Annotated in this window: 14 protein-coding genes; 9 read left to right on the plus strand and 5 right to left on the minus strand. The window is 71.7% G+C overall.

The window, feature by feature from the left end:
• Positions 1-54 precede the first annotated feature (54 nt).
• A complete protein-coding gene (locus STRVI_RS16360; protein ID WP_106685669.1) occupies positions 55-1242 on the plus strand; it encodes a PucR family transcriptional regulator in 1188 nt (395 codons plus the stop codon).
• 52 nt (positions 1243-1294) lie between these two features.
• Here the strand turns inward: STRVI_RS16360 and STRVI_RS16365 are convergent, their stop codons facing one another.
• From STRVI_RS16365 to STRVI_RS16380, 4 genes are all read right to left on the minus strand, one after another.
• Positions 1295-2290, minus strand: coding sequence for an RNA polymerase sigma factor (locus tag STRVI_RS16365; RefSeq protein ID WP_014056773.1), 996 nt, complete (start codon positions 2288-2290; stop codon positions 1295-1297).
• On the minus strand, positions 2290-3807 hold the full coding sequence (locus tag STRVI_RS16370; protein ID WP_014056774.1) for a DUF1996 domain-containing protein: 1518 nt from the start codon (positions 3805-3807) through the stop codon (positions 2290-2292). Before STRVI_RS16370 ends, STRVI_RS16365 begins: the two co-directional genes overlap by 1 nt.
• A gap of 20 nt (positions 3808-3827) precedes the next feature.
• A complete protein-coding gene (locus STRVI_RS16375) occupies positions 3828-4469 on the minus strand; it encodes a DUF4142 domain-containing protein (RefSeq protein ID WP_014056775.1) in 642 nt (213 codons plus the stop codon).
• A gap of 309 nt (positions 4470-4778) precedes the next feature.
• Positions 4779-7643, minus strand: a complete 2865-nt coding sequence (locus STRVI_RS16380) for an AfsR/SARP family transcriptional regulator (protein ID WP_043236008.1) — start codon at positions 7641-7643, stop codon at positions 4779-4781.
• Between the two features lie 110 nt (positions 7644-7753).
• Between STRVI_RS16380 and STRVI_RS16385 the strand changes: the two genes are divergently transcribed.
• The 8 genes from STRVI_RS16385 (at position 7754) to STRVI_RS16420 (ending at position 16691) form a co-directional block, all read left to right on the plus strand.
• On the plus strand, positions 7754-8323 hold the full coding sequence (locus STRVI_RS16385; RefSeq protein WP_251982637.1) for a sigma-70 family RNA polymerase sigma factor: 570 nt from the start codon (positions 7754-7756) through the stop codon (positions 8321-8323).
• A 100-nt stretch (positions 8324-8423) separates the two neighbouring features.
• Complete coding sequence (locus STRVI_RS16390; protein WP_014056778.1) at positions 8424-9506, plus strand: LacI family DNA-binding transcriptional regulator; 1083 nt, start codon at positions 8424-8426, stop codon at positions 9504-9506.
• 100 nt (positions 9507-9606) lie between these two features.
• The gene (locus tag STRVI_RS16395) at positions 9607-10965 is read left to right on the plus strand and encodes an ABC transporter substrate-binding protein (RefSeq protein ID WP_014056779.1); all 1359 of its coding nucleotides are present in this window, start codon (positions 9607-9609) and stop codon (positions 10963-10965) included.
• Between the two features lie 74 nt (positions 10966-11039).
• Positions 11040-11987, plus strand: a complete 948-nt coding sequence (locus tag STRVI_RS16400; protein WP_014056780.1) for a carbohydrate ABC transporter permease — start codon at positions 11040-11042, stop codon at positions 11985-11987.
• Entirely contained in the window at positions 11987-12901 is a 915-nt protein-coding gene (locus STRVI_RS16405; RefSeq protein WP_014056781.1) for a carbohydrate ABC transporter permease, read from the plus strand. Before STRVI_RS16400 ends, STRVI_RS16405 begins: the two co-directional genes overlap by 1 nt.
• Before the next feature lie 47 nt (positions 12902-12948).
• Positions 12949-13929 (plus strand): hydroxyacid dehydrogenase, encoded by a 981-nt coding sequence (locus STRVI_RS16410; protein ID WP_050993958.1) that lies wholly within the window; start codon positions 12949-12951, stop codon positions 13927-13929.
• A gap of 48 nt (positions 13930-13977) precedes the next feature.
• Positions 13978-15921, plus strand: a complete 1944-nt coding sequence (locus tag STRVI_RS16415; RefSeq protein WP_014056783.1) for a DUF2264 domain-containing protein — start codon at positions 13978-13980, stop codon at positions 15919-15921.
• Positions 15918-16691 (plus strand): sugar phosphate isomerase/epimerase family protein, encoded by a 774-nt coding sequence (locus STRVI_RS16420; protein WP_014056784.1) that lies wholly within the window; start codon positions 15918-15920, stop codon positions 16689-16691. Before STRVI_RS16415 ends, STRVI_RS16420 begins: the two co-directional genes overlap by 4 nt.
• Before the next feature lie 323 nt (positions 16692-17014).
• Here STRVI_RS16420 and STRVI_RS16425 read toward each other — a convergent pair whose 3' ends face one another.
• A complete protein-coding gene (locus STRVI_RS16425; protein ID WP_014056785.1) occupies positions 17015-17533 on the minus strand; it encodes a hypothetical protein in 519 nt (172 codons plus the stop codon).
• Between the last annotated feature and the right edge of the window lie 214 nt (positions 17534-17747).

A 17747-nucleotide genomic window follows, 5' to 3' on the forward strand; every position in this document is an offset into this window, starting at 1 on the left:
ACGGACCTGGCCGACCCCCCAACGGCCAGGTCTCCCCCCGGCAAGAACGAGGTAATGATGGGCGAACTCGTGAACCGCATCTGGTCCCGCCCCCGTGGCGAGTGGACCCGCGTGCTGCGCAATGAACTCCCGTCCCTGGCCGACGAGGTGGTTGAGAACCTTCGGCACAGAATTCCGGGATTCGCCGAACTTCTGGAGGACTCTGAGCGAGACAAGGTCCGAGGGGGAGTCGAGCAGGCTCTCCTGACGGCACTCGGCCACCGCAAGGCGGGCGAGGACGGCGCGGGCGAGCAGGCCGCCGCCCCCGCCTCCGGTGAGGAGACGCTGGCCGAGGTGCCGCCCGAGCGGGCCCGGCGCGATCTGTTCGAGGCCCTCATCGGTGAAGTGGCGGTCTCCGAGCGCACCCTGATGGAGCTCTCCCGGGCCGCCCGGTGGCCGCTTCCCGAGACGGTGCAGGCCATCGCCCTGCCCACCCCGGGCGAGGCGCCGCAACTGGCCGCCGTGCTGGGCGACACCCTCATCGGCGCGGTCGGCGACGAGCTGTGCCTGCTGATCCCCGACCCGGACGCGGACCAGGGCCGCCACCCCACCGTGGACACCGCCACCGCCACCGCCGCCCCCCAGGAAGGCGACCGGGAGCCGGAGCGCGAAGCGCCCGCCGAGCCCGGCACCCGGTCGGCGCTGGAGACCGCGCTGCGCGGCCGTACCGCGGCCGTGGGCCATGTGGTGCCGCTCAACGACGCGTCCTCGTCGGTGCGATGGGCACGGCGCCTGCTGACCCTGGCGCCCGCCCGCCCCGGCCCCGAGGCCCGGGTGCTCTTCGTCGACGACCATCTGTCGATGCTGCTGCTCCTGCAGGACGAGTCGCTGGTCCGGGCGCTGGCCGCCCGGTGGCTCAAGCCGCTGGTCGGGCTGACCCCCCGGCAGAGCGAGCGGCTGCAGATGACGTTGCTGGCCTGGCTGGAGGGCGGTGGCGCGCCCGAGGCGGCCAAGGCCCTCAAGGTGCATCCGCAGACGGTGCGCTACCGGCTGCGCCAGATCGAGAAGCTCTTCGGGCCGGGCCTGCGGGACCCCCGAATACGCTTCGAGCTGGAGATGGCGCTGCGCGGCCGCAGGCTGATGGCGCAGATGGACCGGATACGGCGCCAGGCGTCCCGGGTCGGCCGCCGCACCCGTGCCGGTGCGCCCCCCGGGGTCCGGCCGCTGGGCATCGCCAGGGAGGCGCGCGTCAACGGACTCTGACCCGCAGAAGGCGAACCGCCGGCCGCGCTCACGCGGTCGGCGGTTTTCGCTGTCACGGCCGATCCGGACGCCCGCCGGGCGGACGCCGGACGCGGATCGCCGGAGGAAGGTCCTGGCCTCGCGCCCCGGCGGGCGCCGCCGTACGCGGGGCCGTACGCATCGCCGCGCTCAGGCCGAGCAGTTCGCCGTAGGCGTGGGAGCAGAAGGCGCATCCGGCCAGATGGCGCGCGAGCGCCCGGCCGCGCACCCCGCCGCGGCGCACCGAGGCGCCGATCAGGCCGCTGTAGTGCCGGCACCGGTCGTCGCGCGCCGACTCCAGATGGGCCCGCAGATACGCCTCGCGCAGCCCCTCCCGGGCCCGGAAGGCCAGCGAGGTCACCCCGCTGGGGGAGATGCCCAGGACCACGGCCACCCGGTGCGGGGTCTCCTCCTCGACGAGGGTCAGCCACAGCACGGTCTGCCAGCGCTCGGGAAGTCCCCGGAAGCTGTGGATGAGCAACCGGCGGTTCTCCCGGGCCACCAGATGCTGCTGGGGATCGGCCGTGGACGCGTGCTGCCGCCAGGACTCGAAGTCGGCGGTCAGCAGCACCCGGCGCTCCCCGGCGCTCCACTCCGTCGCGGTATGGCGCACCACTGTGAGCAGATACGGCCGCCAGGGACCCCGGGGTCCGCCCCCGGCGCGAACAGCCTGGAAGGTGCGGAAGAACGCCTCGGAGGCCAGGTCCTCGGCGTCATGCGGGTCACGGCAGCAGGTTAGGGCGTAGCGCAGGGTCGCCGTGTGGTGGCGGCGGTAGAGGAGGTCGCCTGCCGCCGGGCTGCTGCTGCCCGACCGGTAGCCCTCCGCCAACTGGCGGGTGAGCTCCTGGTCCGGGACGGGGCGGACCGGGCGGTCGGTATGTCCCCGGCCCTGGAGCCCCTCGGTGTCCGGATGTCCCGCCGCCGGAGGGCCGGTGGCCGCGTCGTCGTCCGCGGCCTCGTGTAAGTGCGCGGTGGCAGCGCGGCGCGCGCCGGCCGAACGGCCGACGCGCGCCTGGTGACTGTGTTCCATCAGCCGCACTGCTTGCCGCTGTTGATGCAGTCCACCGCCTCGTTCATCAGGTTCTCCGACATCACGTTGATGAAGTCGTCGTGGTCGGTGATGGGCTTGTGCAACTGCTCGGGGAAGCCGTCCACGGCGAACGGGGTGTTGGCCGGCACATCGTAGGTGATGGTGTTCACGAGCTGGGGGATGGCCTGGAAGCCGTTGGGGCAGGAGCCGTCCTCGCCCGCGAAGGCCACGTGGTCACGGTGGTTGGCGCTGTCGATGTTCTGGCCGTCCCAGCAGCTCTGGAAGTCGAAGGTCCGGGTGACGGAGCTGCCCTCGGGGCAGAGCGGGTACTTGTCGGTGAGCTGCCGGTCCTCGAAGCCGGTGCAGCTCCAGGAGGCGTTGGCGTTGGCGTCGCCGTTGGTGAACGCCTTGGCGTCACCGGTGATGATCCGCAGGAACTTCGGCATCGCCGTGACCTTGCTCTGCGCGTTGCCCTTGAACTCGATCTTGGAGCTGGTGGGGGTCAGGATCGTGCCGACGTTGCCTTCCTGGCCGCCGCCGAGCTCATTGGCGTCCGCCTCGTCCTTGCCGTCCTGGGCACGGACCACGGGCCAGTAGTACGTCGACTTGTCGTCCTGGTTCTTGCAGGAGGTGCCGCCCTGCTCGAAGGTCTGGTTGTTGGCGAAGGCGTCGTTGCTGTCGTTGCCCACGTAGTCGTGGGTGTGGTGGGCGCCGTTGCCGACACCGGGCGCGACGATCACGTTGTCGCTGTTGCGCAGCTTGGGGTCGCCGACGCCGCACTCCGTGGCGAAGGTGCCGGTGGAGCCGTTCTGCTGGGCCTGCGGCGGCTGCTGGACGTTCGGCTGCACCTTGGTGATGTCGACGAAGTCGTCCTGCGAGGGGCCGTTGCCCCCCTGGCCGCCCGCGTTGCCGGGCACGTCGTTGGCGCCCTCGCCGCCCTGGTCGCCGCCGCCTTGCTGGCCGTCGCCCTGCTGGTCGCCGCCCTGCTGACCACCTTGCTGGTCGCCGCCTTGCTGCTGGCCACCCTGCTGGTTGCCCTGCTGGTCGCCGCCTTGCTGGTTGCCCTGCTGCTGGCCGCCCTGGGTGGCGACCTCCTGCCACTTGCAGTCGGTCATCCCCTGGAGCTGGGAGTTGTCGCCGCCCATGGCCGAGCCGATGTTGTCCATCGTCTGGGAGCGCTGGTCGTTGAGCTTGGAGAGCACCGCGTCGCTCGAACCCTGCTGCTGGTTCATCTGCTGGTAGGCCTTGGCCACCTGGTTGTCCAGCTCGGCCAGGTTCTTGTCGACCTTGGGCCTGGCCTTCTCCGGCACATCACTCAGCTTCTGCCCCACATCGGGGCACTGGATCGTCCCCGCCTTCGCGGCCACGGTGTTGTTCTGGCCGGAGTCGCCCTTGTCGCCGTGGGCGGACGCGTTGGCGGCGATGATCGCGGCCCCGCCACCGCCGAGCGCCAGGGCGGCGACGATGGCGACGGTCTTATTGGTGAACCGCCCGCGTTTGTGGGTCTGTTGCCTCATAAGATCACTTCACTTAGTCGTTAGAGGGTGTCGAAGTCGACAAGCCCGGTGTCCTCGAGGACCGTGATGTGGTCGAGAACGATGGCATTGGCCCTGGTGGCCAGAGATCTGACCATGGAGTTGCGGCTCTCGGCTCGCACCTGCGCCACAAGGTTGAACACCTTGCCGTGAGCGGCGCGCAACCGGTTTGCGAACACCCGCTCGAACTGGGCGCTGCTGCCGGCGCTGGTCATCTCGTTCAGCCAGCCCTGTTGCTGTGCGTTGGGCTGGTTGGGCAGCGGGATCCCGAGTGCCCGGCCGACCTCCTCGGAGCGGCGGTCGAGTTCGGTGTGTCCCTCGATGAGATGCTCACCGGCGGTCTTCACCGCGTCCCGAACGTCCCGCTGCTGGGCGAGCCGCCCGGCGGGGAGCTCCCACGTTCCGGCGAGCCTGACTTTGCGGACAAAGTCCCGGTCAGTGGCCGTGAGCGGCCCGTACTGGGTGCTGACCGTCCCACCGCCGTCGTCCGTGACGCCGTTGCGCGGCAGGGCCGCGCTGCTCTCGCCGAACAGCGACACCGGGATGAGGATCGCCGCCAGTGTGACGGCGAGCGCCCCAATGATGAGCCCGGTGCCGATGGTTCGGCTGGAGGCGATGGGTCTGGTGAGGTTTGCTGGTGGCACAGCGCCCTCCTTGGTTCGGAGTGACACCGGACGCTAGTACCTCGTGTGGCTCGGTCGTGGAGACCTCATCACCAGTGAATAAAGCCGGGACAGAGATCACTTCCGGCTGCTACCCTGCGCGGCCGCGATCCGCAGGGGTGTTGAGAAATTTTTTTCCGCCCGGTTGAGCAACTCACCGGGCCCGTACGTACGGCAGGGAGAACCCGGTGCCCGGCCGCTCCCGAGCGGAGCGCCGAGCACCGTCCCGACGACCCGGAGGCGCCCCGCCGTGGATACGACAGCGCGGAAGACCACGCCCACCAGGCCCCGTCATCCGCTGAGAGCCGAGGCCGGATGCGGTGACTGCCGGTACTGCCCCAGTTTGCCGTCGAGGACCCGGGCGTCGGGGTGGTTCAGCTCCTGGAGAATCCCCAGGGCCCCGCGCCAGTCGGTGAGCGCGGTGGCCAGGTCGCCCTGGGCCAGCCGGGTGTCCCCCTGGTGGTGCAGTGTGTCGGCCTCCAGATACCGGTCGCTGATCTCGCGGTAAATGGCGAGCGCCCGGCCGTACGAGGTCAGGGCGGGCTCGTACCGTCCGAGGTGGTGGTACGCGTACCCCAGGCTGTCCAGCGCGGCGGCCTCGCCGGCCGAGTCGCCGATCCGCCGGTGCAGTTCGACCGCCTGGCGGCAGTGGGCCAGCGCGTGCTCGTACTCACCGCGGAGGATATGGGTCCAGCCGATCTCGTTGAGCACGCTGGCCTGTCCGCTGAGGTGTGCCGCGGCGCGATAGTGGTCGAGCGCGGGCCGGTAGTGGTCCAGCGCCTCCTGGTAGCGGCTCTGGCTGTTGGACAGAAAGGCCAGGGAGCGCAGGGTGCGGGCCGCTCCGCCCGCCTCGCCGAGCTCCGTGAACAGCTCCAGCGCCCGCTCCAGATGGCCGCACCCCTCCTCGTACCGGCCCAGCCGTCCCTCGGCGAACCCCAGAGTGCGGTGGCTGTGCGCCTGACCGAGCCGGTCGGACAGCGCCCGGGCCGCCCCCAGCGCGGTGCGCTGGATGGCGGTCTGCTCCTGCCAGTGGCCGCGCCGGTCCAGGAAGAGCTCCAGCGTCACGGCCAACCGCCAGGCGTGGGACGGGAACCCGTGGTCGCGGGCGTGCTCGACGACCGACAGCAGAACGACCCGCTCGGCCGAGAGCCATGCCTCGGCGCGGTCCTGGCCGCCGAGATGCTCGGGTGCGGCATCGGGCCGGGCCGGGGACAGCGGCAGCGGTTCGGTCCGGCGCGGGGCGAGCAGCGTGGCGGCGGTGCGCGCGGTGTGCAGATAGTGGTCGAACATCCGGTGCCGGGCGTCGTGGCGGATCTCGTCCGTGTCGTGGTCCTGGACCAGCTCCATGGCGTAGGCCCGCAGCAGATCGTGGAAGGTGTAGCGGCCCGGGGCCTGCTCCACCAGCAGATGGGCGCGGGTGAGCGCGGTCAGCAGAGCACGGGTGACCCGGACCGGGAGCCCGGCCAGGCTCGCGGCCGCGGCGGCGGAGACCTCGGGCCCCGGATGCAGGGCGAGCAGCCGGAACAGCCGGGCGGCCTCCCGGTCCAGGGCCCGATAGGACCAGGAGAAGACGCTCCGCGCATCCGTGCTCGGATCGGCGCCCGCGAACGCGTCGAGATTTCCCTGGCTCTCGCGCAACTCCGCGGCGACAGAAGAAAGGGGAAAGGACGGACGGGTCGCGGCCCGGGCGGCCACCACCGCCAGCGCGAGCGGCAGCCGCCCGCACAGCCGGATGATGGTCGCCACCGCCTGCGGCTCCGCGGCGATGCGGTCCGTGCCCAGCCGCCGGACCAGCGCCTCATGGGACTCGGCCGGGGACAGCGGCCCCAGAGTAAGGGGACGGGCCCCCTCGCTCGCTATCAGACCGTGGAGCTGATTGCGGCTGGTGACGATGGTCAGACAGCCGGAGGAGCCGGGCAGCAGCGGCCGGACGTGCTGGGAGTCCACCACATTGTCCAGCAGGATCAGCATCCGCCGCCCCGCCAGCAGACTGCGGTACAGCGCGGTCTTGGCGTCCAGACCCGTGGGCACCCGGTTCGGCGGAATCCCCAGTGCGTGGAGGAACGCCCGCAGCGCCTCGTTCGGCGACATCATCGAACCGGTCGGATCGAAGCCGCGCAGATTGGCGTAGAGCTGCCCGTCCGGAAAGCGGTGGGCGATCCGATGGGACCAGTGCACGGCCAGCGTGGTCTTGCCGATCCCGGCCATCCCGTCGATCGCGCTGATCACCACCGGACCCGGTGATCCGGCCTCGGCGCCCTCGGGCAGCAGAGTATGGACACCGGCGAGCTCGGCATGGCGTCCGCTGAACGCGGGCAGGTCGGGCGGGAGCTGCGCCGGGCGGATCGCCGGGACGGGCGGCGCCGCCGCAGGAGCCGGCTGGACCGGCTCGGCGGGGGCCGGGGTCGACCGGGGCACCACCTCGCGATGGGCGGCGCGCAGTTCGCGGCCGGGCGGTACGCCGAGCTCATCGGCCAGCCGGTTCCGCGCGGCCGAGAAGACCTCCAGCGCCTCGGCCCGCCGTCCGGTGGCGGCGAGCACCCGGATGAGCTGGGCCTGCAGAGTCTCGTCCAGCGCATGGCGGGCGGCGAACTGCTGGAGCACGGTGGGAAGTTGCTCCGGGACCTCGGAGGCCAGTGCCGTCGTGGCGGCCTCCTTGGCGACGGCCAGAAGTTCCCGGTCGACACCGGAGAAGACGGGATGGGACTGGATGTCGGAGGGGACCCCGGTGGCGGTCGGCCCCTGCCACAGGGCCAGCGCCTGTGAGAAGAGCTCGGCCGCCCGCTCCGGGCCGCCCGCGGCGGCGGTGCGCCGCGCCGATTCGCTCAGCTCCCGGAAGCGCAGCAGATCCAGCGCGTCCGCGTCGGCGTTCAGCCGGTAGCCGCCCGAGCTGCGCACCAGCCGGCTGCCCTCCGCCCGCGTCGGCAGACCGGGTTCCAGCAGCCGGCGCACCGAGCCCACATGGCGGTGCACCACATTCACCGCGGTGCTCGGCGGATCCTGCGCCCAGAGCACGTCGACGATTTCGCTGAGCGCCACGGGCTGTCCCGCCCGCACCAGTAGCAGTGCGAGCAGCGCTCGCTGTTTGGGCGGACCCAGCTCCAGTTCGACCTCATCACGCCACGCCCTGACCGGGCCTACCACCGTAAATCGCACAACTAGGGATCTTAGTCGAGCCCGTTTCGGGCACCGCGTTCTTCCGGCCGCCATGCGACGTCAGACTTTCGTCACTCAATCGGCGTCGGCTTTCTTTTACGCTCGCGCCATTGACACATGAGCCTCGGGGGAACGAGACGATGGACATCCGCACGGCGACCGTCACGACCGACGCCGACACCTTCTTAAGGACGCTGTACCGACGACACGGCTCGGCACTGCACCGCCTGGCGGCCCGGATGCTGGGCGGGGACTGGCACCGGGCACAGGACATCGTGCAGGAGGTGGCGATCCACGCCTGGCAGCGCCCCATGGACGTCGGCCCCATGGACGACACCGTCCGTAACCGGCTGTTCACCGTGGTCAGCGACCTGGTGACCGATGGCCACCGGGACCAGGCGGAGTGGCCGGTGGAGACGGCCGGGGAGGCGGAGATGGCACTGCTGGCCGCGCCGGACGCGGTCGATCAAGCGCTCACCGCCCAACTGGTGTGGGACGCGATGGCGGACCTGGCGCCTCCGCAAAGAGAGGTGCTGCTGCATCTGCACTGCCTGGACCGCAGTGTCAGCCAGGCCGCCCGGGTGCTCGGAGTGCCTCCCGGAACCGTCAAATCGCGGACGTACTACGCGACACGGGCCCTGCGGACGGCCCTGCGGGCGCGTGGCGTCACCGAGTGCTGACCACCTCCGGACACCCGCCGACTGCTGTCTGATCGAATGATCGCTACTATGGCGGTGTTTCGAGTGCAGACGAAAGCCGATCGCGTCAGGGGTGGGGAACATGCGGGAGACGGCGCGGAAGCGGCAGGCACGGATCGCGGCGCTGGTGGAGGCCCGGGGCAGCGCGCGGATCACCGATCTCGCGGATGAGCTGGCGGTGTCCGTCGTCACCGTACGGCGGGACGTGGAGGACCTGGCCCAGCGCGGGGAGGTGCGCCGCGGCCACGGGGTGGCGCGCTCGCTGCGGCCGATGGCCCAGGAGTCCACCGCCACCGGCGACACCATCGGCATGGTGGTCCCCGAGCGCAACACCTATCTCACCGAGGCCGTCCAGGCGGCTCGCGAGGCCGCCGAGAAGGCCGGGCTGCGGCTCGCGCTGCACATCGCCGCGGACGAGCGCGGCACCGAGCGCGCGGTCCGCCAGGCGCTGGACGCGGGCGCACGCGGCCTGCTGCTCTCACCGCGCTGGCGCACCGAGGCGGAGGAGCGGGCGGACCACGCGTGGCTCGGCGCCCTGGAGCTCCCCGTGGTGCTGGTGGAGCGCCGGCCCCACCGGGGCAGCGCCATCTACGGCCTGGACTGTGTGCGCTCGGACCACGCCCACGGAGTGCATCTGGCGCTCGAGCACCTGACCTCGCTGGGGCATCGGCGCATCGTGCTGGCGGCGCGCGACGACAGCCCCACCGCACGGGTGATCCGGTCGGAGTTCGCCGCGCAGACCGCGGCCCGTGGCATCCGTGAGGGGTGCCCGGTGATGCTCAGTTCGCGCACCGCCGGACCCGATCCGCGCCCGCGCGACGCGGGGGCGGCCGACCTGGCCGACGCGGTGCGCCGCGCCGGGGCCACCGCCGCGCTGATCCACGGCGACATGGACGCGCTGGTGCTGGTCCAGCGGCTGCGTGAGGCGGGTGTCGAGGTGCCGCGCGACTGCTCGGTGGTCGCGTACAACGATGTGGTGGCCGACATGGGGCAGATCGCGCTGACGGCCGTGGCCCCGCCCAAGGGAGAGGTCGGACAGGCCGCGCTGGAGCTGCTGACCCGCCAGTTGGAGCGGACGCGGGCCGGGCGGTGGGCCGGCGCCGCCCGCCATCTGGAGCTGCTGGCGGAGCTGGTGGTCCGGGATTCCACCGCCCCACTTCTCTGATTGTTTGACCGCTTTAGTTTCTTCTGTTCGATGTATTGACGGCTTTTCAGTCAAGCGCTCAAGATTCCCCTGACTCCACCGCTGAATCAGGGGAGGGCCCATGCCTGGTCATAGACGCCCAGGTCGCTCGGCAACCGGACGCCGGGCGACGGCGGGCACCACCGCACTGCTCACGCTGCTCGCCCTCGTTCTGGCGGGCTGCGCGGGTTGCTCGACAAGTCGCGGATCCGACACCGTCGGCGACGGTCCCGTACGGCTGACCTTCTGGTCGGCGCTGCGCGGCAGTCAGGAAGTCGTCGACGAGTTCAACCGCACCCACGACAACATCAAAGTCGAATTCCAGCAGGTCCCCTCCGGGGAGCAGGGCGGCTGGACCAAGCTCAGCAACGCCGCCCGCGCGGGCAACTCCCCCGACGTCGCCACCATCGAATACCCCCAGCTCCCCGGTTTCACCATCGACGGCGTGCCCCGGGACATCACCAGGCTGATGCCCGACTCGGTCCGCAAGAAGATCCTGCCGCAGGCGCTGGACCTCACCACCTTCGACGGGCGCACCTACGCCGTCCCGGTGGACATCGAGCCGATGGTCTTCCTGTACCGCAAGGACATCTTCGCCAAGAACCACATCCCGGTCCCCAAGACCTGGGCGGAGTTCGAGAGTTCGGCCCGCAAGCTCAAGCAGGCCCAGCCCCGGTCCCGTATCGCGAGCCTCTTCACCACCGGCGGCACCCTCTACATGGCGGGCTATGCCTGGCAGGCCGGGGCGAAGTGGTACGACACCGTCGGGGACACCTGGCAGATCTCCATGGACGACGCCCCCACCCGTAAGGTCGCCGGCTACTGGCAGCGGCTGATGGACGACGACCTGGTGCGGGTGGAGCCCGGGGCCAGTCAGCAGTGGCGGGCCCATCTGCGCAGCGGGGAGACGGCCGGCTATCTGGCGGGCGCCTGGGCCGCGGGCTCGATGATGGCGTCCACCCCCGACGGCAAGGGCAAATGGGCCATCGCGCCGATGCCGCAGTGGGATCCGGCGAAACCCAAGGTGAGTACCCAGGGCGGTTCGACCTTCATGGTCACCAAGGACAGCCGGCACCCCAAGGAGGCCATGGAGTTCATCTCCTGGATGGTGACCAGCCCCGGCGCCCTGAAGGCCAAGCTCGCCAGCGGGGTCAGCAGCGCTTTCCCGTCCGTGCCCAGCCTGGTGCCGGTCGCCCGTAAGGAGATGGACACCAGCTACTACTCCGGCCAGGACATCTTCGGTCTCTTCCAGAAGGAGGCCGAGCGGATCGCGCCCACCTGGAAGTGGGGCCCGCGGATGACCTCGACCACCAGCTCCGGTGACGACGGGCTCGCGAAGGCGGGGGCCGGCAGCGGCGACATCCTCAAAGCCCTGCGCGACGCCCAGAGCCGGACGATGCCCGATCTGAAGAGCCTCGGCCTGTCGGTCACCACCCGCTGAACCCCCTCATCTCTCCTTCTCATCCCGAGCCGCACCTCTTCCCGCCTGAGCCGAGGTAATCCGTGAGCACTGTCATGTCCTCGAAAGGGGCGGCACCGCCATCGGCGGCCGCCCCCGACCCGCCCCGCAGAACCGGACGACGCCAGCAGAGGGTCGCCGCCGCCGTTCTGCTGACGCCCTTCACGGCGCTGCTCGTCGCCGTGTTCCTGGTCCCCGTCGGCTACGCCATCTACCTCAGCCTCTTCTCCGAGGACCACGAGGGACTCGGCTTCGGCGGCGGACGCACCGTCTTCACCGGATTGCGCAGCTACCTCTCGGTGCTGCAGGACCCGAGCTTCCTCTCCGGGTTCGGCACCATCGCCCTCTACTGCGTGATCTTCGTCCCGCTCGTGGTCATCAGTGCGCTCGCGCTCGCCCTGCTGCTCGACTCGGGCCTCGTCCGGATGCGGCGGACCGCGCAGATGCTGGTCTATCTGCCGCACGCCGTGCCCGGCATCATCGCGGCCGTCATCTGGCTGTACCTCTACACCCCGGGGCTCAGCCCGGTCATCAAGCTCTTCGCCCAGGCCGATATCACCATCGACTTCCTCGGTCTGCACACCGTGCTCCCGTCGATCGTCAATATCGCCCTGTGGAGCGGGCTCGGCTACAACATGATCATCTTCTATGCCGCGCTCCAGGCGCTGCCGCGTGAGGTGATCGAGGCGGCGACCATCGACGGCGCCGGGGGCATCCGCACCGCGCTCCAGGTCAAGGTGCCCATCATCAGGGGCTCCCTCGTCATGGTGTGCATGTTCTCCCTGATCGCCGCGCTCCAGTTGTTCACCGAACCCATGCTGATGAACCAGGCCACCCCGATGGTCAACTCCCGCTTCACCCCGAACATGTACATCTACGACGCGGCCTTCCGCCGCAACAACTACGGACTCGCCTCCGCGGCCTCCATCATTCTTCTGATCGTCACCTGTGTCCTGTCGTACGCCGTGACGCGCTGGTCGGGCCGCCGGGAACGGAGAGCGTGATGACCACGACCACACCCACCACCCCCGTGAACGCCCCCCAGGGACCGCCGGCCAGACCGCTCGGCAAGCCCTTCGGGCGCTCCAGGCTGACCAGCCGTGGCATCGCCAACGCGGTGGTCCTGATCGCCGCCCTCTACACCATGCTGCCCGCGCTGTGGCTGCTGCTGGCGTCCACCAAGAACGCCGACGCCCTCTTCGGCAGCGACATCCTCTCCTTCGGCGACTTCTCCTTCGGGCGCAACCTCTCCGACCTGTTCTCCATGGACGGCGGGCTCTACGGCGAGTGGTACGTCAACAGCCTGCTGTACGCGGTCGTCGGCGCCCTGGTCGGCTCGCTCATCAGCGTCGCCGCGGGCTACGCCTTCGACAAGTACGAGTTCCGTCACAAGGAGAAGCTGTTCGGCCTCGTGCTCACCGGCGTCATGGTGCCGCCGACCGTGCTGGCCCTCCCGCTCTACCTGGTGGCCTCCAACATCGGCATGGTCAACACCTTCTGGTCGGTCTTCATCCCGGTGCTCTTCAACCCCTTCGGCGTCTACCTCGCCCGCCTGCTCAGCAGCGGCTATGTGCCCAACGAGGTGCTGGAGGCGTCCCGGGTCGACGGCGCGGGCGAACTGCAGACCTATGTGCGGGTCAGCCTGCGGATGCTCGGGCCCGGGTTCGTGACCGTCTTCCTCTTTCAGCTCACGGCCATCTGGAACAACTTCTTCCTTCCGATGGTGATGCTCTCCGACCAGCACCTGTATCCGCTCAGCCTCGGCCTCTACACCTGGAACAGCGCCGCCACCGTCTCGCCCGAGTACTACCCCCTCGTGGTCATCGGCTCACTGCTCGCCGTCGTGCCGCTGATCGTGGCGTTCGTGATGCTGCAGCGCTACTGGAAGTCCGGACTGACCGCAGGGAGCGTCAAGTGACCGACCCGCACCTCTCCGCCCGCCACCGCCCCCGAGCCGCCCTGGCCATGGCCGAGCGCTCCGCCCGGCAGGTGCTCGGATCCGGAAGCCTGGGCCGGCTCACCGAACTCCTCGACCTCGACCCCGGCCTCGTCCTCGACGACTTCACCACCCCGGCCGCGCGCCGTGCCCTCGCCGATGCCGAACTGCTGGTCACCGGCTGGGGCTGCCCGCCCCTGGACCGCCGCGTGCTCGACGCCGCGCCCCGGCTGCGCGCCGTCGTCCACACCGCGGGCACCGTGCGCCACCACATCACCGACGCCTGCTGGGAGCGCGGCATCGCGGTCTCCTCGGCGGCCGCGGCCAACGCCGTACCCGTCGCCGAATACACCGTCGCCATGATCCTGCTGTCCAACAAGCGCATCCTGGACATCGCCCGGGACTACCGCGCCGAGCGGCGCACGATCGACTGGAACGAGCGCTATCCGGACGCCGGCAACTACCGCCGGACAGTGGGCATCCTCAGCGCCTCCGTCATCGGCCGCCGGGTGATCGAGCTGCTGCGCCCGTACGACCTCGACCTGCGGCTGTACGACCCGTATGTCACGGCTCAGGAGGCGGAGGAACTCGGCGCGCTCCAGGTCGGCCTGCGGGAACTCTTCGCCGGCAGCGATGTCATCAGCGTCCACACCCCCCTGCTGCCCGCCACCCAGGGGCTGGTCAGCCGGGAGCTGCTGGCCGCCATGCCGGACGGCGCCACGCTCATCAACACCGCGCGCGGGGCGGTGGTGGACCAGGACGCGCTCACCGAGGAGCTGGTGGCCGGGCGGATCCGCGCCGTCCTCGATGTCACCGTGCCGGAGGTGCTGCCCGCCGCCTCACCGCTGTACGACTGCGACAACGCGCTGATCACCCCGCATATCGCCGGATCCAAGAGCGGTGAGCTGCGCCGCCTGGCCGACCTCGCCATCGGCGAGATCGAGAACTACGTCACCGGCCGCGACTTCGCCCACCCCGTACGACCGGAGATCCTCGACCGCTCGGCGTAAGAGGGCGCGCCCTCTCACGTCCCGCGACCCCAGGAGGCCCACCCCGCCATGCCCGAGCTCCCCTTCCTCCTCCCCGCCGACGACCGCACCCTCAGCCCCCACACCGGCTACACCCGCGCCCACTGGGAGGCCGCCGCGGACGGGATGCTGCACGCCGCCCTCCGCTACGCCACCCCCGGCCAGGGCCTGATCGATCTGCCCGGCCCCCCGTCGAGGTCCGGGGTGCGCTCCGACGGGCTCGAAGGGTTCGCCCGCACCTTCCTCCTCGCCGCCTTCCGCACCGCCGGGGCCTCGGGCAAGGACCAGCACGGCTTCCTGGAGCGCTACACCGAAGGCATCGCCCGCGGCACCCTCACCCCCGGGCGCGACGACGCCGAGTCCTGGCCGGTGATCGGCCATCACGGCGCCCACGGCCAGCCCATGGTGGAGTCCGCGTCCGTGGCCCTGGGCCTGCGGCTGACCGCGCCGTGGACCTGGGAGGCCCTGCCCTCCGACGCCCAGGACCGCACCGAGGAGTGGCTGCGCGGTGCGCTGCGCCACCAGCCCGCCCCCAACAACTGGTATCTCTTCCCCCTCACCGTCGCCGGTTTTCTGGAGTCCGTCGGACGCGGTGACGCGGAGACGGCGCGCGCCATCGAGCGGGGGCTCGGCCTCCTGGAGGGCTGGTACGAGGGCCAGGGCTGGTACTCCGACGGGGACGGGCGGTCGTTCGACCACTACAACGGCTGGGCGCTGCACATGTACCCGCTGCTCCACGCCCATCTGGCCGGCGACGAAGCGCTGCTGGACCGGCTCGGCCCCCGGCTGCGCACCTTCCTCGAGGGCTTCTCACTGCTCTTCGACGCCGACGGCGCCCCCATCCACCACGGCCGCTCCCTCACCTACCGGTTCGCCGCCGTCGCCTCGGTGGCCCTCGGCGCCCTCACCGGCCACACCCCCCTCGCCCCCGGGGCCACCCGCCGCGTTCTCAGCGGAGCGCTGCGCCACTTCCTGGACCGCGGGGCGCTGACCGAGGACGGGGTGCTGAGCCTGGGCTGGTACGGGCCGCACGCCGCGACCCTGCAGCGCTACTCCGGGCCCGGCTCGCCCTACTGGGCCTCCAAGGGGTTCCTCGCCCTGCTGCTCCCGCCCGACCACCCGGTGTGGACCGCCACCGAGGAGGCCGCGCCCGTCGAGGGGCCGGACCGGGCGCTGGCGCTGCCCGCCGCCGGGTTCCTCGTCCAGACCACGGGCCGGGACGGGCTGGTGCGGCTGCACAACCACGGCAGCTACAAGCTCCGCCCCTGGGAGGCCGAGCACGGGCCCGCCGACCCGCTCTACGCCCGGCTCGCCTACTCCACCCGCACCGGGCCCACCAGCGCGGACAACACCCCCGACAACCACATCGCCATCGAGGTGCGCGGAGTGCGCAGCGCCCGGCTGCGCATCCACCCCCTGGCCGCGGGCCCCGACTGGCTCGCCTCCTCCCACACTCCCGCCTTCCCCGACGCCGGCCCCAAGGTGCCCTCGATTCGCGTCGACAGCCTGACCCTGGTCCGCGGCCGGCTCGAAGTGCGCGTCCACCGCGCCGTGGGCGTCCCCGCCGGGACCCGGATCCACCACAGCGGTTGGGCCGTCGCGCTGCCCCCGGGCACTCCGGCGGAGACCGAACAGGGCGCCGGGATACGGCTGGACGGGGAGGAGGTGACCGGTCAGCTCCTCGGACTGCACGGCTGGCAGAGCGCCACCGCGGTCAGGGCGCCGCAGGGCACCGCGTACGGGCCGTGGGCTCTGGTCCCCGAACTCACCGGCAGCGTCGGCGAGGACCCCGCCGGCACCCTCTTCGTCGCACTGGCCTCGCTCACCGGCGAACGCGACCCGGCCCCGCTGGCCGATCTCGCCACCGCCGAGGTGAACGGGCTCGCGGTCACCGTACGGCTGCCGGACGGCCAAGGCGTCGTGGTGGACTTCGGCGCGGGCGACGCGCCCACCGTCACGGAGGCGGGCGCATGACGCGGCTCGGCATCTGCTCGGTGACGCTGCGCCGGCTCGACCCGGACCGGGTGATCGCCGCCGTGGCCGGAGCGGGCCTGGAGTGCGTCGAATGGGGCGGTGACGTCCATGTGCCGCCCGGCGACGAGGACACCGCCCGGCGGGTCCGCGACGCCACCGTGGCCGCCGGGCTCGCCGTCGCCTCGTACGGCTCCTACTACCGCGCCGGGCGCGGCGACCCGGAGGAGTTCGACGCGGTGCTGCGCTCCGCCGTGGCGCTCGGCGCCCCGCGCATCCGGCTCTGGGCGGGCGCCACCGGCACCCGGGAGACCCCGCCCGAGGGGCGCCGCGCGGTCGTCGAGGACACCCGGCGCGCCGCCGCGCTCGCCGCGGACGCGGGGGTGGAACTCGCCTACGAATTCCACCGCAACACCCTGACCGACGGCGCGGACCACACCCTCCGGCTGCTGGACGAGGTGGACCGCGCCGAGGTCGCCACCTACTGGCAGCCGCCCGTCGACATGCCCGACGCCGAGGCGCTGAAGGGGCTGGACGCGCTGGGGGACCGGATCGCCGCGGTGCACGCCTTCTCCTGGTGGCCCGGGACCACCCGGCTGCCGCTGACCGCCCGCGCCCCGCTGTGGCGCAGCGTCTTCGAGCGGCTGCGCACGCACCGCGCCGCGGTGTCCGGCGGTCAGCCGCTGGATGTCCTGCTGGAGTTCGTGCCGGAGGACGACGAGCGGCTGCTGCCGCGGGAGGCGGCCACGCTGCGGGCGCTCGCCGACGTTTAGGGGGGTGTCCGGCGGGTCGTGGCGCCTGCGGCGGGTGCTCCCCTCGCCGCCCCTTCCCTCAACTGGGGCTCCGCCCCAGACCCCGGGCCGGGCGCCCCGGATGTGCGCGGGCGTCCGCCCGGTCATCCGCCGCGTCGGCGTGCCGACCGCGATCAGCCCGCCGGTGCGGGTGTTCACGGCGGCGACGGTCGGCTCGGCGACGCCCCGGGGTCCAGGGGCGACGCCCCTCCACGCGGCGGAGCCGCACATCGATGCCGCGGGAAGGGGCGGGGAGGGAAAGGAGCCGCCGGACACGGGATCGGTGGCGAGTGATGGGCAGGTGATCACTCGGGGGTGCGGGAGGCGCCCCCGTAGGAGGTCTCCTCCTCGATGGTGCCGCCGAACTCGTCCCGGAGCCTCTCCATGTTCTTCCTGGGCGAGGACGACAGCACCCAGCGGTTGCCGACCAGATAGACCCCGCCGTACATCTGCGCGGTCTCCAGCCAGTCGCGCCGGCCCTTGGCGGTGACGAAGTCGAGGAAGACGAACTTGCCCTTGGCGGTCTTGCACACGGCCTGGCGGTAGTCGTCCACCTTGGTGGTGAACTCCGGCTCGCAGCCGGCGGCCGAGGCGAGCTGCTCGACCCGCGCGGCCTTGGGCGCGGGGCTCGCGCTCGGCCGGGCGGCGTTCCCCCCGGTCTCCGCCTTGGCGTCCGGCTTACCGTCCCCACCGCCGCATCCGGCGACGGTCAGCAGCGCGCCCACCGCCGCCGCGACCGCCACCGCGCGCGGGCCATGGCGGCGCGGGGGGCGGCCGGCGGTCCGGAGCGGGTGCGGAGCGTCGGCGTCGGCGGCGTCGTACATAAAAGGCCCTCTCGCATCGGATCCGGGTCGCGGCTGCGTCCATCGCAGCTACGGATACGGAGGGGTGGCGCCGATCGTTCACCGTCCTCGCAACCGTTCCGCGTCCGGCCGGGTGCGTACCGGCGCGGCCGGGCTGTCCGGACCCTTGACAGCCAGGTCGGATGCTGGATTACTGGACCGCGCCCGAACGGTAACCGAATGTTCGGTCGGCAAC

Origin of the sequence: Streptomyces violaceusniger Tu 4113 (genome assembly GCF_000147815.2) — a bacterium.
Classification (GTDB): domain Bacteria; phylum Actinomycetota; class Actinomycetes; order Streptomycetales; family Streptomycetaceae; genus Streptomyces; species Streptomyces violaceusniger_A.